Genomic DNA, 13,760 nt, shown 5'->3' on the forward strand with positions numbered 1-13,760 from the left:
AAAATGTATTCAAATAAAATAAAGTGGATATATTTAACCAATATTTTCTAACATTATTGTAGTCGATTTTCTAATGGTTGATACAAAAGCAGCTTATAATAGAAGTAAGAAGAAAATGATGTAATAGAAGAGAGGAAGAGCGATGCCACTTTGCCAATTATTTATTGATAAAAACAAATCACAATTTATGTTAATGAAAATGCCTGATGAAGTTACACCTGATAATTATCAAGGTTGGGTAAGTCAAAAAGAAGCTGAGAGTACTATTCAAGCATTTGAATTCCCTCAAAAGTTGCTAGATCAAATTGCTATGGAATATTTAGACGATAGTCAAGGGAGCGCCCCATATGAGGCTAAATATGTCTTAATGAAAGCGTCTGATGAAAATGTATTATTTGTTTCTAGCTTGGAATTAAGTCGTAATGGCGATGAAAAAATGGATGTAATTAGAAATGGTTTATTAATTGTGTTTGATGAAAACGAATTGCAACATTTTAGTGATGTTTTGCAAAAAGCGTGGAATGAAACAAATTAATAGTCTAAAAAAAGATAAGAAGGGGTAAGAATGACCCGTAAAATTGTTGATCAAACTTTTGAAGATGATCAGAAAAAGGATAATTATATTTTTATTTCTGACATTCATGGCAATTTAGAGACAATTGATTTAATTGAACAAGCCAAGAAAGACTATCCATTAGCTCAATTGGTTACCGGTGGTGATTATATTGATGGACGTGAACATGTTAAAGAAGTTTTGGATTATTTAATAGATCAGAAAAACCAAGGTGCCCTTGTTTTATTAGGTAATCATGAACAAATGATGCTTAATTTCGCTGAAGGAACTGAGCATCAAGATGGAATCTGGTTCTATAACGGCGGTGGGAAGACTTTAACCAATATATTTGGCCGGACGCTTTTGCCCGATGAAGTTAGAGAAAGTAAATATTATCGTTTCTTAAAATCATGTCCGACAATGTATGATACACCGCAGATTATTTTTGTTCATGCGGGTGTGCGCCCTGATGAAAAATATAATGATCCCACTACATACAATAAGGTAGTTTATGGTTTGAAGTTTGATTATGACTTTTATCGGATTTGGGCACGAGAAGAATATTGGTATTCTGATCAAGCGGAAAAAATGATTGCCCATAATCGAACTGGTAAAACAATTGTGACGGGTCATACGCCTACAGCTGCTTTAGAAGGTAAATACGATGATGGGCGAAAAATGAAGCAACTGCAAAAGGATGACTGTATTGTTAGAAAAATGCAGTATCCAGGTGAACCAGCCAGAATTTTTACTGATGGTGGATCACATTCTGATCCTTTAATTTATCCACATAATGATGGCAATGTTGTAGTGCTTGATGGAAACGGTGAGGTTGTTCGCGTTTATAATTGGAAAAATCCACAAGGAACAAAGTTTGATGAATAAGAAAAAGCATCCCGATTGGGATGCTTTTTAGATTTAGAGATCAAAAATATTAATTAGTCTTCAACTTTCTTAGCTTCGTTCATAGCCTTCATGATTGAAGGGTTCTTTGAGTGACAATCTTTGATCATTTGTAAATCTTCTTCAGTTAACTTAACTTCGTATTTAGTCATGATTTATTCCTCGCTTTTATTTAAAAATACATTTTTACTATAGCACTTAACTTTCTAACTGGAAAGAATCTATTTTGTTTGCAGCAATATTTCAGCTTGTTAAATACGAACATGCTTTTGCACATAGCAAGTTAAAAATAAAAGTGCTAGAAACCTTGATAGATCAGTATTTTGTATTATCTAAATAAATTTACACTAATGTTACAAATGTTACAATAATGTCATATTAAGTAATGTTTTCTTAATGATTGAGTGATATTCTTGTTATGGTTCTGAAACGAAAAGCTTGTAGTATATACGATATCAATTGAATACAGACAGACGAATAAGTGAAAATTCGTTACTTATATTATTTTTTATAACTTTAAGGAGAGAATTTTTTTGAAGATTAAATCTATCTTAGTTAAGTCAATTGCAGTAGCTGCTATGTCAGTTACAGGTTTAGTAGTAGCAAACAACGCAGGTTCAAACACTGCACAAGCTGCTATCGTCCAAAACGATGCAAGCGTAGTAACTGTAAACTACGTTTCAAATAACTCAATCAACGTATACAACAACTATGAAAATCCAGTAGCAATTGGTCAAACTTTAGCAAGCAACACTTCATGGAAAGTTATTAAGACTGCATACGACTCAAAGGGCCACAAGTGGTACGACTTAGGTAAGAACCAATGGGTTCGTGCTAAGTACGTAACTATTGGTTACCACGCAGCTGCTACCCAAACTCAAACTACTGCTCAAGCTTCAACTCAAGCTCCAGTACAATCACAAACTCAAAATACTCAAACTGCTTCAAATACTAGCGCTTCATCATACACTTCAAACGCATCAGGCTCAGAAGCAAGTGCTAAGGCTTGGATTGCTAGCCGTGAATCAGGTGGCTCATACAGTGCTTCTAACGGTCAATACGTAGGTAAGTACCAACTTTCAGCATCATACTTGAACGGTGACTACTCAGCTGCCAACCAAGAAAGAGTTGCTGACCAATACGTACAAAGCCGTTACGGTTCATGGACTGCTGCTAAGTCATTCTGGCAAGCAAACGGCTGGTATTAATCAGTTAAAAACTAAATAACAATTGAATAATAAAAAGGAGGCACTTTTCCAGATTCGGAGGGGTGTCTTTTTTGTAATTTAAAAGACTACGATATAATAAAACTATAATGATGACAGTGCCTAGAAAGTGAGGACAATTATGAAAAAGAAAATGATGGTGACATTGCTCACTAGTGTCTGTTTAATGGGACCAGTTGGCATGCTTACGCAAACTCATCCTCAAGTAGTGCAAGCAGCCAGCAAAGGTAAACTGCGAGTAAAAGGAAATAAGAAAGTACGTCTTTATACCAATCGTGGTAAAAAATCTAAATATTACGCTTATACAAGCAGAACATATTCTTATTCTGCTAAGAAATATCTAAAAATTGGCAAGAAAAAGCATTTAGCTTATAAAATTGGTAATAACTCACATTGGATTTTAGCTAAGAATGCCAAATTGGTGAAGAAGACGGTTGAAAGATATAGTCAGGCCGTTATTAAGTTGCCAAGTAGTTATACACGTTCTGAACTATTAGAAGCATATAAAGGCCACCCAAGTGAAGAATTCATTGCCGCTTCGATGAAGGGCATGGAAGAAAATAATTTCTCACGCGTTGCCACAGGTGAAACTGCAAGCGATAAAAGACTTATCAATCCAGACAAGCTTTCTGCAAGTGAACAACATGAATTAGCTGATTTTTCGTTAAGAGTAATTAATAGTGCTCGTGAACAATTAGGTCTTGAACCTTGGATTTATAGCACTGGCACGCAAGAATTAGCTGATGATATTGCTAAGGAATATGAAGAACACGGCCGTAGCATTAAAGATCAAGGACATTATGTGGAAGGTATTGTTAAAGCTTGTCAAAAGCATGGTCTTGAACTAGATGATAACTATGTAGAAGATATGGCCGGCTTTACTATTAATAAAACTACTATGCCAATGGGTGAAATGAAGCGCAACGTTTACTTTGGCTTAAAACAAATGATTTTTGGTTTTGCCGGATCTGGTGAAGATGAGCGTAAAAACAAGTCTTTGTACCGCGAATGGGAACATGCAGGTGACTTGTTCAATACTCAAGGATCAAGTCATGATGGCGATCATAATTATTATGGCTTTAGTATTTCTAAGACGGGCAAGATTTATTCAATGCACTTCATTAGCGTTCCAACTTTTATTGTGGGAAGTGAAAAGTACAACACCAACTTTAGGCCGTAAAAGTTAAATTAAGCACGTATTAAGCGTGCTTTTTTGATATGATAGATAAAAAATACTACGGAGGAAGCAATGAAAAAAACTTTATATTTACTGCGACACGGACAGACATATTTTAATTATTATCACAAGGTGCAAGGAAGGTGTGATTCTCCATTAAATGAGATGGGAATTCGTCAAGTAGAGATGGCACGCGACTACTTCCAAAAAAATAATATTCATTTTGACAAGGCTTTTTCATCAACCCAAGAACGTGCTTGTGACACTTTGGAGATTGCTACAGATCATCAAATGCCATATAAGCGATTAAAGGATTTGCGTGAAAAATGTTACGGTATTTTTGAAGGTCGAGATGAATTTTTGCTTCCTTGGAATTACAATAATCCTAATGTTGATCCAACTATGGAAAAGGACGAAGATGTTGTTAATAGAATGCATCGTGCAGTTGTGGAAATTTTAGACAACATCAACGATGGCGAAACTGCATTGATTGTTGGCCATGGTGACATTTTGGCCAAATATGTAAGAGATGTTGCTGATCCTAACTTTGCTGGTTTTGCCAATGCTTCTATTGTTAAGTTGTCAGTTGATGGTAAAAATGTTCATTTGGATAAGTATGTATGGCCTGCGGAGGGTTTGAAACAAATTTAAATGGCGATAAATTTATATTTAGTACGACATGGACAGACATTATTCAATGCCCAACAAAGAATGCAAGGTAGCTGTGACTCTGCTTTAACTAAGTTAGGTATTAAGCAGGCTGAAGCTTTGCGTGATTATTTTAAGAAAAAGCAAATAGTATTTGATAAGGCTTATTGTTCAACGCAGGAGCGCGCTAGTGATACGCTAGAAATTATTGTTGGTCCTGAAATGGATTATGAACGTTTGAAGGATTTAAAAGAGAAAAATTATGGACCATTTGAAGCTAAGAAAAACTTTTGGTGGCCGCTTATGAAGTTTAGATCCGGTTCAATGGAAGATAATCGTGAAGTGGTTGAACGAATGGAGCGCGGAATTAATTTGATCTTGCGGGATGCCAAAGACGGCGAAAATATTTTAGTAGTCGGTCATGGCGATAGCATGAGTCGGTATATTCGTGAAAAGGCTGGCAACCACAAGTTCCATGGCTTTCACAATGCTGAATATGTTCAACTGAAGAGCAACGGACATGAAGTTGAATATGTAAAAAGCTGCTGGCCTGCTAAAAAATTAAAAATTGAACAATTAACTGAAAAATAAAGAGTTCATTTTTTTACATTAGCTTATAATTAAGTATGTAAAGAATAAAAAACGAGGCAAGAAAAATGGATGAAACACCAATTTTTAAAATTACTAAATTAAATATTGCAGAAAATGATCGCGATGAATATATTCGCAAGGCTGAAAAGTATATGCGCGATTCTATCCCAGCTGAAGAAGGAACTTTAGTAATTGGCAGCGCTCATGATGATGCTAAGGGTGAAGACAATTACAAGATCGAATTATTCCGTAACAAGGAAGCTGAAGACGTGCACATCGCATCAATGTCAGCAGTAGATTTTGAAGAAACTGTAGATAGCATTAGCACTGACAAGAAGATCATCAACTTAAAGCCAGAAGTAATCACTACTCATGCACAAAAGGCTTTGAACAGCTATGCAGATAATTTCGTTATGCGTCTGGTAACTGTTGAAGTTAAAGAGAAAGATGCTGAAAAGTTCTCACATTCAGTTAAGAAGGAAATGACTACCAGCATTGCATCTGAACCAGGTATGGAAATTATGATGTCAGGTACTAACAAGGATAATCCTAACGAATGGAACTTTGTTGAAGTTTATGCAAACGATGAAGCATATGATAAGCATGTACAAAGTCCTCAATATAAGGAATATATTGAAGAAACTGATGGTATGGTTATTAGAAGAGATGTTAAGACTCTTGTACGTGATGCATTGGCAACTCAGGGTGCAATTGTGTTAGATTAATTTTGAAAAAGGATGCTGCCGTAAGGTGGTATTTTTTTGTAGGGTAAAATATGACAGAAACAATTATTTTTGCTCACCGAGGCTTGCCGGTGAAGTTTGCAGAAAATTCTTTAGAAGGTTTTCGCTATGCAGCAAAGCATGGTGCAGAAGGTGTTGAGTTTGACGTGCATATGACTAAAGATAAAGTCCCCGTAGTTATGCATGACGAAGAGATTGATCGGACAACTGATGGTAGTGGCTATATCAAGGATTATACGTTGAATGAGATCAGGAAGTTTCATCTGAAAAATGGTGAGCCTGTACCTATGTTGAGAGAACTTTTTGAAATTTTGCAGGATAAAGATTTGTACATTAACTTAGAGTTCAAGACTAATAAGATTCACGATAAGGGAATCGAAGCTATTGTTTTGGCACTGGTAAAAGAGTATCACTTCGTGCATCCCATTATCTTTTCGTCTTTTAATTATCAAACATTAAAAAACTGCCAGCAAATCGATCCGCATCAGCAATATTGCTTTTTAACCAAAGTTCCGGTTATTTTTCCACAAAGATTTGTTAGAAAAAATCATTTTGCGGCAATTCATCCACATTGGTACTTGCAAAGCAAAATTACACAGCGCATTTGGACTGTGGATAATCCTAAATTGGCTAAAAAATATATGAAACGCGGCGTAGCAGGCATTTTTACCAACAATTTTGAATTAATGAATCAGTTGAAAAAAGATTATTGAAGTATAATGAAAAAGAAAGTGAAAAAAAGAGGTGATAAAAGTGACAACTATGAAGGATGTTGCTCAAAGAGCAGGGGTAGGAGTAGGTACGGTTTCTCGTGTGATTAATCATGTGCCAGGAGTTAAAGAAAGTACTCTAGTTAAGGTTAATCAAGCAATTAACGAATTAAATTATATTCCAGATGAATATGCTAGAGGATTGAAGACCAATTCCTCAAGAGCCATAGCTCTTATTTTGCCTTCAATTTGGTATCCATTTTTCTCAGAATTCGCTTATTATGTAGAAAAACGTTTAGATAATGAAGACTATAAAATATTATTATGTAATTCTAACGGTAATCCAGCAGAAGAAGCAAAATATATTAAGATGCTGAAGCAAAATAAAATTGATGCAATTATTGCGATTACTTACAGTGATATTGGTCAATATATTTATTCCAATATTCCATTCGTTAGTTTAGACCGTTATTTTGATAAAAAAGTATCTTATGTTACATCGGATAATTATGAAGGCGGGAAATTAGCTGCTAAAGAATTGCTAGAGCATGGTGCTAGAAACTTAGCTTATGTTGGTAGTCATAGTAAATATCTTAATGGGACTATGCTAAGAAGAGATGGTTTTAGAGATTATCTCGAGGATATGGGAATTGATTATAAAGAGATCTTTTTGCAAGAACCTGTAAAAGACTTTACACCGTATCTTTTAGAGATGTTAAAAGATAATCCAGAAATTGATGGAATTTTTTGTCATACTGATTCATTATTGTTGAAATTAAGAAAAATTTTAAATCAATATGGATATAGAGTTCCTGAAGATATTCAATTAATAGGATTTGATGGGATGAATTTGTCCTCAGATCTTCCATTAGGGATATCTACAATTGCCCAACCTGTTGAGCAATTGGCCAATGGTGCAGTTGACTTAGTTTTACGCAAAATTGCGGATCCTAGTTTGAAAAATGAAGCTAAAATGTACCCAGTAAGATATGTTGATGGAAATACCACAAAATAACTGTTGACAAGCTATGAAAGCGGTATTATTATTTAAATGTAAGTTGAAACGTTTCCAAAAAAGGAAATGAAAATAGTTTTGTGCTAATAATTATTTTTTTAAGGCAAAAATAGAAACGTTTCAATTAATTAGAATTATGTTAGAGATAAGAAGCGTTTTATTTTTTGAATAGAATTGAAACGTTTCAAAGGAGAGAGACTATGAAAAAGTGGAAATTAGGAGTTGCAACAGTTGCCGCTATTGCAGCACTAGGTTTAGCAGGATGTAGCAATAACCAAGGGAGCAGCAACAGTAAGAACGTGACAATGTGGGTACACGTTTCAAATACTGACCCTGAAGGTAAGGCTCTTCAAAAGAATGTTAATGACTTTAATAAAGAAAACAAACACGGCTATAAAGCCAAAGTTCAATTTATTCCACGTTCTGGTTCAGGTGGTGGTTATGAAGATAAAGTTAATGCCGCTTTGAACTCCGGAAGTTTGCCAGATGTTTTAACTTTGGATGGTCCTAACACTGCTGCTTATGCTCATTCAAAGATTATTCAACCAGTTGGAAAATACATTCAAGGAAAAGATGATTTTGTAAAATCAATTATGGACCAAGGTACATATGACAAGAAATTATATGCGATTGGTTACTCAGAATCAAGTATTGGATTCTATTACAATAAAAAAATGTTTAAAGAGGCTGGTATTAAAGATTCAGAACTTCCAACTTTGAGTAAGCCATGGAATTGGAATCAATTTAAAGCTATTTGTAAGAAGATTACAAATCACTTCCACGAACCAGCAATTAACATGAACTTAAACGACCACTCAGAAATGGCTCTTTACTCATTTGCACCATTTGTATGGTCAGCTGGTGGTAGCATCACTAACCCTGCAGGTACTAAAGCTGTAGGTTACTTCAACTCAAAGCAAACTACTTCCGCCTTCCAATTAATTCAAGACATGGTTAAGGATGGTTACACTACTATTTCACCAAAGGATAAAGGCTTTGAAACTGGTAAGTACGCAATGTTTATGACTGGTGTGTGGGAAGTTCAAACTTTGCAAAATCAATATAAGAATTTAAAGTGGGGAGTTCTTCCATATCCAGTTTCACCGAAGACTAATAAAGAAGTTTCACCTACTGGTTCATGGCAATACGCAATGTCTTCAGCGGCTAAGAACAAGAAGGCAGCTGGTGCTTTGATTAATTATTTAGTAAGTAAAAAAGCTTTGATGACTAATGAACGTATTATGGGTAATACTGTTTTACCAGTACGTAAAAGTGTTGCTAAAGAATTAGTTCCTAAAGTTGGTCCAGCTATGAAATTCTTCATTAAGCAAAACCAAACTACAGGTCACGCTCGTCCAGTCCTAGTAAACTACCCACAAGTAACTAGAACATTTGCTGATACTGTTCAAAACGTAACTTTGTACAAGAAGAACCCTAATGTTCAAAAGGTAATGGACGAACAAGCTAAAGTTATTCAAAAGTACCTTCAGAAATAGAGAAGTAAAGGGGAATCTTTATGCAAGCTAAAGGTATAAAGAGACAGATCGGATGGCTGTACGTTTTCCCAGCAATTCTGATTCTGTTAACATTTTTAATCATTCCGTTCCTGATGTCATTTAGCTATTCTTTTACGAACTATAACATTTTGACACCATGGGCTAAACAATATGTAGGTTTTACAAATTACATTAATACTTTTAAAGATCCTGTATTTCTACAAAGTTTAAAAAACATTGCACAATTCGTCATCTTTATTATGCCAATTCAGGTTGGTGCAGCTTTAGGATTAGCTTTAATTGTTAATAAAAAGAGACCTGGAAATACATTTTTTAAGATTTCATTCTTTGCACCACAAGTTGTTTCATTAACTGTTGTTTCTATTCTTTGGATGTACATTCTTAATCCAGATCAAGGTTTGTTAAATGGTATTTTAGGTATTTTCCATATTAAACCTCAACCATTTTTGACTTCACCTAAACAAGCTATGTTTGCCATCATTGGGGTATCTGCTTGGCAAGGTGCTGGTTATCAGATGCTAATCTTCTTAGCAGGATTACAAAATATTCCAGATTCACTTTATGAAGCAGCTGAACTGGATGGCGCTAATGGTTGGCAAAGATTTTTAAACATCACATTGCCAATGCTTAAACCAACTTCAATCATGATTTTAACGACTACTTTCATCAGTGCATTCAACTTGATGATTCAGCCAATGATCATGACGCAAGGTGGACCCCAAAACGCCACAATGACACCAATCTACTACATTTATCGTACTGGTTTTACTGACCGTCAATTAGGTTATGCAAGTGCTATGAGTGTAATCTACGGCATTATCATTATTATCTTTACTATTATTCAAAGAAAGATCACAAACGCCGGAGGTGACGAGAATGCATAAATTTATGACACGTAGAAGATTTCACGTGATCTGGACTACAGTGTTAATTACAATTTTAGCTTTATTCTTCTTGTTCCCATTGGTTTGGATGATCGTTTCTTCAATGAAACCTGAATCTCAAATTTATGCCAACATCAGTAACTTTAAGGCATTCTTGCCTTCAGGTCATATTTCTGATTGGGGCAAAGCTTATGTAAGCATCTTCCATAGATTCCCAGTAATGAGATACATTTTAAACAGTGTATTTTATGCAACAAGTGTAACGATAGGTTCAATTGTAGTAAATGCTTTAGCTGGTTATGGTTTCGCAAAATTCAACTTTACAGGACGCAAACTACTCTTTGGTTTATTAATTGCATTATTGGTTATCCCAGGTACTACACTTTTAATTCAGCAATTCCAAATTGCTAAAACTATTGGTATTTTGAATACGCCTTTGGCAGTTATTTTGCCAGGTATGTCTAGTCCATTCTATATTTACATGTTTAGAAATGCTTTCGCAGCAATTCCAGATAGTATTACAGAAGCTGCTGAACTAGATGGGGCAAGTAATCTAAGAATTTTCTGGAATATCCTTTTGCCAATGACGCTTCCTACAGTTGCGACAGTTGGAACGTTATCATTCATAGGTAGTTGGAACGACTATGTATGGCCATTAATGGTTTTGACCAATTCTGATCAATTCCCACTACAAGTGGCTATTACAAATATTAACAGCACGAACCCAGTTTACATGAATCAAGTTATGGCTATTTTGACCATTTCTACTGTTCCTTTGGTTTTAGTTTATATCTTCTTCCAAAAGTACCTTACTCAAGGAATGGGTTCTGCAGGTAATGGTGATAAATAATGAAAGAAAATTCTTACTTATATGAAAAAATAAGAAAAATTGATAATGATGAATTGCGACCACTTTTTCATTTCACTGCTCCAGTGGGTTGGCTCAATGATCCTAATGGACTAATCCATTATAAAAATTATTATCAATTGTATTATCAATATAATCCTTATGCCCCTCATTGGGATAACATGCATTGGGGTCATGCTCGTAGCAAAGATGGTCTTCATTGGGAAGACATGCCGATAGCGATGAAACCTGATCATCAATATGATAAAACCGGTATTTTCTCCGGTTCTGCTATTGAAAAGGATGGCAAGTTATATGTTCTTTATACAGGGCATGTAGATGAAGATGGTCAAATTACTGAAACACAATGTGTAGCTGTTTCGGATGATGGTGTTGATTTTAAGAAATATGAAAATAACCCAGTAATGACGGTAGCAGATTTGCCTGGAGAAACAGACGAAAGCAACTTCCGTGATCCTAAGGTCTTTAAGCACGGTGACAAGTATTATTGTGTGGTTGCCGCAGCACTTGAAAAACATGGTAGCTTAGTTTTATTTGAATCAGACGATTTGCTTCACTGGTCATTTAAATCTGTTTTGCTTCAAGGTGAAGAATACGGCATTATGACCGAATGTCCCGATTACTTTAATATTAATGGTCAAGATTATTTAGCCTTTAGTGTAATTTTAGGCGATGGCAGAAATAGTGTTGTTTATCTTGCTAAGGGACATATGGATTGGCAAAACTTTAAGTTTAAGTTAGAAGAACAACATCGTTTAGATGATAGCGATGACTTCTATGCTTCTCAAAGCTTTGTAGATGAAAAAGACAATCGAATTATTATTCCTTGGTTGAGAAGTGCTGATCATGTTAACTATCTTGAAGAATCCGGTCATCTTTGGAACGGTATGATGGGGATCCCAAGAATGCTGACTACAATTAATGGTCAATTAATCCAAAAGCCAATTGGAACAATAAATGATATGTCATTATCTGACAGTCGAGATATTGATTTAGGCAGTTATAAATTAACTGAAGAAATTCCTATTGATCATAGTTTGATATTAAAAGGCGATAATGGTGAGATTCACATTACTCGCAAAAAAGAAGATCAATATGTAATTGAAATTCATTCACCTGTATTTATTAAAACTGTTTCATGGCATCCAGATAATCATAAATTGACATTGGTGATTGATAATTCGAGCTTTGAACTCTTTAGTCAAAGTAAGACTTTAAGTATTGTTACTTTTGTTGCTGGAATAAAACAAGCAATGCTTAAAAAGGTAAATTAGCAAGGAAATGAAAAATGACAGAAGTAGATTTAAACCATATTTATAAAAAATATGATGGCAATGACAAGTATTCTGTAAATGACTTTGATTTGCACATCAAAGATAAGGAATTTATCGTTTTTGTCGGTCCTTCAGGTTGTGGTAAATCAACAACATTAAGAATGATTGCCGGTTTGGAAGATATTACCGAAGGTACGCTTGAGATTGATCATAAAGTCATGAATGATGTTGCTCCAAAGAACAGAGATATTGCGATGGTTTTCCAGAACTACGCTTTGTATCCACATATGACTATTTATGACAACATGGCCTTTGGATTAAAGCTTAGACATTATTCTAAGGAAGATATTGATAAAAAAGTAAAGCACGCAGCTGAAATTTTGGGTTTGACTAGCTATTTAAAGAAGAAACCCGCAGCTCTTTCAGGTGGTCAACGTCAGCGTGTTGCTTTAGGACGTTCAATTGTGCGGGATGCACCAATCTTCTTGATGGATGAGCCTCTTTCAAACCTTGATGCTAAATTACGTGTATCTATGCGTGCAGAAATTGCTAAACTTCATCAAAGATTAGGTACGACAACAATTTATGTTACTCACGACCAAACTGAAGCTATGACTTTAGCTGATAGAGTAGTAGTTATGTCAGTAGGTAAGGTACAACAAATTGGTACGCCACTTGAAGTTTACAACAAGCCAAAGAATATGTTTGTAGCCGGTTTTATTGGTTCACCACAAATGAACTTCTTTAATGTTCATTACAAGGATGGCCGTATTTCCGATGGTAAAGGCTTAAACATTGGCATCCCAGAAGGTAAGGCAAAGATGCTTAATGAGAAGGGCTATAACGATAAGGACATCGTATTTGGCATTCGGCCTGAAGACATTCATGCTGAGGAAGCATTCTTGGAAACGTGGCCTGATGCTGTAATCAGTTCAACAGTTGTAGTTTCCGAATTGCTTGGTGCTACAATTCAACTGTATCAAAAAGTCGATGGTACTGAATTTGTAGCCGATGTAAATTCACGTGATTACCACAAGCCAGGTGATCATGTAAAGATGGGCTTCGATGTTAATAAAGCTCACTTCTTCGATAAAGACACTACAATGGCTATTTACAATTAATAATTTTCTCTCCCCCCCTAATTTTTGAAAACAATTCGACATAATCCTCGATGATCAAAAATATTTATAGGTTCGATCTTTTCTCGAAGATTGAACCTATTTTTGTAAAGAAGGTTTAAAAATGAAATTACAAAATAAAGCGATGTTGATAACTTATGCAGATAGTTTAGGTCATAATTTAATGAAAAACGCCCGAAAATCCCCGTATTTTAATGCGGGGATGGATAGGGCCAAGCTGACCTAGCAGTCAGCTTTTTTTATTCTAAAAATAGAGACATACGTTCGACTTCCCTGTACAATATAAATATCTAATCTACAGAAGGAGGTGAAATCATGAAAAGAATGAGCAGCTTAGCCTATCATTTTGGCGTTAAGCTTCGCTTTTATCCTAGTTCTAAGCAAAAGAAAATCATTAAGTTGAACTATGATGCGCAACGCTTTGTCTACAACTCTTATGTAGGACGCAATCGAAGCAATTATCATGCTAAGCACTACTTAGCTGTTAGACAATATCAAGCAATGCCCTTTGC

16 protein-coding genes are annotated in these 13,760 nt (G+C 35.2%); all 16 read left to right on the top strand.

From position 1 onward, the window contains the following. Window positions 1-142 precede the first annotated feature (142 nt). Window positions 143-535, top strand: a complete 393-nt coding sequence (locus CP368_RS07215) for a hypothetical protein (RefSeq protein WP_087300945.1) — start codon at window positions 143-145, stop codon at window positions 533-535. 30 nt (window positions 536-565) lie between these two features. Next, window positions 566-1,438, top strand: a complete 873-nt coding sequence (locus tag CP368_RS07220; protein ID WP_098045924.1) for a metallophosphoesterase family protein — start codon at window positions 566-568, stop codon at window positions 1,436-1,438. A 551-nt stretch (window positions 1,439-1,989) separates the two neighbouring features. Continuing rightward, entirely contained in the window at window positions 1,990-2,664 is a 675-nt protein-coding gene (locus tag CP368_RS07230) for a hypothetical protein (protein ID WP_098045925.1), read from the top strand. 139 nt (window positions 2,665-2,803) lie between these two features. Next, window positions 2,804-3,862 (top strand): SEC10/PgrA surface exclusion domain-containing protein, encoded by a 1,059-nt coding sequence (locus CP368_RS07235; RefSeq protein WP_098045926.1) that lies wholly within the window; start codon window positions 2,804-2,806, stop codon window positions 3,860-3,862. 69 nt (window positions 3,863-3,931) lie between these two features. Then, entirely contained in the window at window positions 3,932-4,510 is a 579-nt protein-coding gene (locus tag CP368_RS07240) for a histidine phosphatase family protein (protein ID WP_025006065.1), read from the top strand. Further along, a complete protein-coding gene (locus CP368_RS07245; protein WP_098045927.1) occupies window positions 4,511-5,098 on the top strand; it encodes a histidine phosphatase family protein in 588 nt (195 codons plus the stop codon). Between the two features lie 65 nt (window positions 5,099-5,163). After that, entirely contained in the window at window positions 5,164-5,823 is a 660-nt protein-coding gene (locus CP368_RS07250) for a putative quinol monooxygenase (protein ID WP_087175870.1), read from the top strand. Between the two features lie 50 nt (window positions 5,824-5,873). Beyond that, entirely contained in the window at window positions 5,874-6,554 is a 681-nt protein-coding gene (locus tag CP368_RS07255; protein WP_056945584.1) for a glycerophosphodiester phosphodiesterase family protein, read from the top strand. A gap of 40 nt (window positions 6,555-6,594) precedes the next feature. Next, window positions 6,595-7,566 (top strand): LacI family DNA-binding transcriptional regulator, encoded by a 972-nt coding sequence (locus tag CP368_RS07260; protein WP_199161333.1) that lies wholly within the window; start codon window positions 6,595-6,597, stop codon window positions 7,564-7,566. Between the two features lie 200 nt (window positions 7,567-7,766). After that, window positions 7,767-9,062, top strand: coding sequence for a sugar ABC transporter substrate-binding protein (locus tag CP368_RS07265; RefSeq protein WP_098045928.1), 1,296 nt, complete (start codon window positions 7,767-7,769; stop codon window positions 9,060-9,062). A 20-nt stretch (window positions 9,063-9,082) separates the two neighbouring features. After that, window positions 9,083-9,967: a carbohydrate ABC transporter permease gene (locus tag CP368_RS07270; protein WP_087175873.1), complete on the top strand. Its 885-nt coding sequence runs from the start codon at window positions 9,083-9,085 to the stop codon at window positions 9,965-9,967. Further along, window positions 9,960-10,817 (top strand): carbohydrate ABC transporter permease, encoded by an 858-nt coding sequence (locus tag CP368_RS07275; RefSeq protein WP_098043700.1) that lies wholly within the window; start codon window positions 9,960-9,962, stop codon window positions 10,815-10,817. Before CP368_RS07270 ends, CP368_RS07275 begins: the two co-directional genes overlap by 8 nt. Then, window positions 10,817-12,109, top strand: a complete 1,293-nt coding sequence (locus tag CP368_RS07280; RefSeq protein ID WP_098045929.1) for a glycoside hydrolase family 32 protein — start codon at window positions 10,817-10,819, stop codon at window positions 12,107-12,109. Before CP368_RS07275 ends, CP368_RS07280 begins: the two co-directional genes overlap by 1 nt. Before the next feature lie 14 nt (window positions 12,110-12,123). Beyond that, window positions 12,124-13,230 (top strand): ABC transporter ATP-binding protein, encoded by a 1,107-nt coding sequence (locus CP368_RS07285; protein WP_087175876.1) that lies wholly within the window; start codon window positions 12,124-12,126, stop codon window positions 13,228-13,230. A 121-nt stretch (window positions 13,231-13,351) separates the two neighbouring features. Continuing rightward, window positions 13,352-13,474, top strand: a complete 123-nt coding sequence (locus tag CP368_RS10985; protein ID WP_255405097.1) for a hypothetical protein — start codon at window positions 13,352-13,354, stop codon at window positions 13,472-13,474. A gap of 89 nt (window positions 13,475-13,563) precedes the next feature. Then, on the top strand, window positions 13,564-13,760 hold a 197-nt coding region (locus CP368_RS07290; protein ID WP_158227427.1), incomplete at its 3' end, for a helix-turn-helix domain-containing protein.

This window comes from Lactobacillus sp. UMNPBX17 (assembly GCF_002553735.1).
GTDB classification, from domain to species: domain Bacteria; phylum Bacillota; class Bacilli; order Lactobacillales; family Lactobacillaceae; genus Lactobacillus; species Lactobacillus gallinarum.

Excerpts from the sequence above, each read along its gene's own strand:
- CP368_RS07215 (WP_087300945.1), top strand. The coding sequence starts at position 143 with ATGCCACTTTGCCAATTATTTATTGATAAAAACAAATCACAATTTATG.
- CP368_RS07220 (WP_098045924.1), top strand. The coding sequence starts at position 566 with ATGACCCGTAAAATTGTTGATCAAACTTTTGAAGATGATCAGAAAAAG.
- CP368_RS07235 (WP_098045926.1), top strand. The coding sequence starts at position 2,804 with ATGAAAAAGAAAATGATGGTGACATTGCTCACTAGTGTCTGTTTAATG.
- CP368_RS07240 (WP_025006065.1), top strand. The coding sequence starts at position 3,932 with ATGAAAAAAACTTTATATTTACTGCGACACGGACAGACATATTTTAAT.
- CP368_RS07245 (WP_098045927.1), top strand. The coding sequence starts at position 4,511 with ATGGCGATAAATTTATATTTAGTACGACATGGACAGACATTATTCAAT.
- CP368_RS07250 (WP_087175870.1), top strand. The coding sequence starts at position 5,164 with ATGGATGAAACACCAATTTTTAAAATTACTAAATTAAATATTGCAGAA.
- CP368_RS07255 (WP_056945584.1), top strand. The coding sequence starts at position 5,874 with ATGACAGAAACAATTATTTTTGCTCACCGAGGCTTGCCGGTGAAGTTT.
- CP368_RS07265 (WP_098045928.1), top strand. The coding sequence starts at position 7,767 with ATGAAAAAGTGGAAATTAGGAGTTGCAACAGTTGCCGCTATTGCAGCA.
- CP368_RS07270 (WP_087175873.1), top strand. The coding sequence starts at position 9,083 with ATGCAAGCTAAAGGTATAAAGAGACAGATCGGATGGCTGTACGTTTTC.
- CP368_RS07275 (WP_098043700.1), top strand. The coding sequence starts at position 9,960 with ATGCATAAATTTATGACACGTAGAAGATTTCACGTGATCTGGACTACA.
- CP368_RS07280 (WP_098045929.1), top strand. The coding sequence starts at position 10,817 with ATGAAAGAAAATTCTTACTTATATGAAAAAATAAGAAAAATTGATAAT.
- CP368_RS07285 (WP_087175876.1), top strand. The coding sequence starts at position 12,124 with ATGACAGAAGTAGATTTAAACCATATTTATAAAAAATATGATGGCAAT.
- CP368_RS10985 (WP_255405097.1), top strand. The coding sequence starts at position 13,352 with ATGAAATTACAAAATAAAGCGATGTTGATAACTTATGCAGATAGTTTA.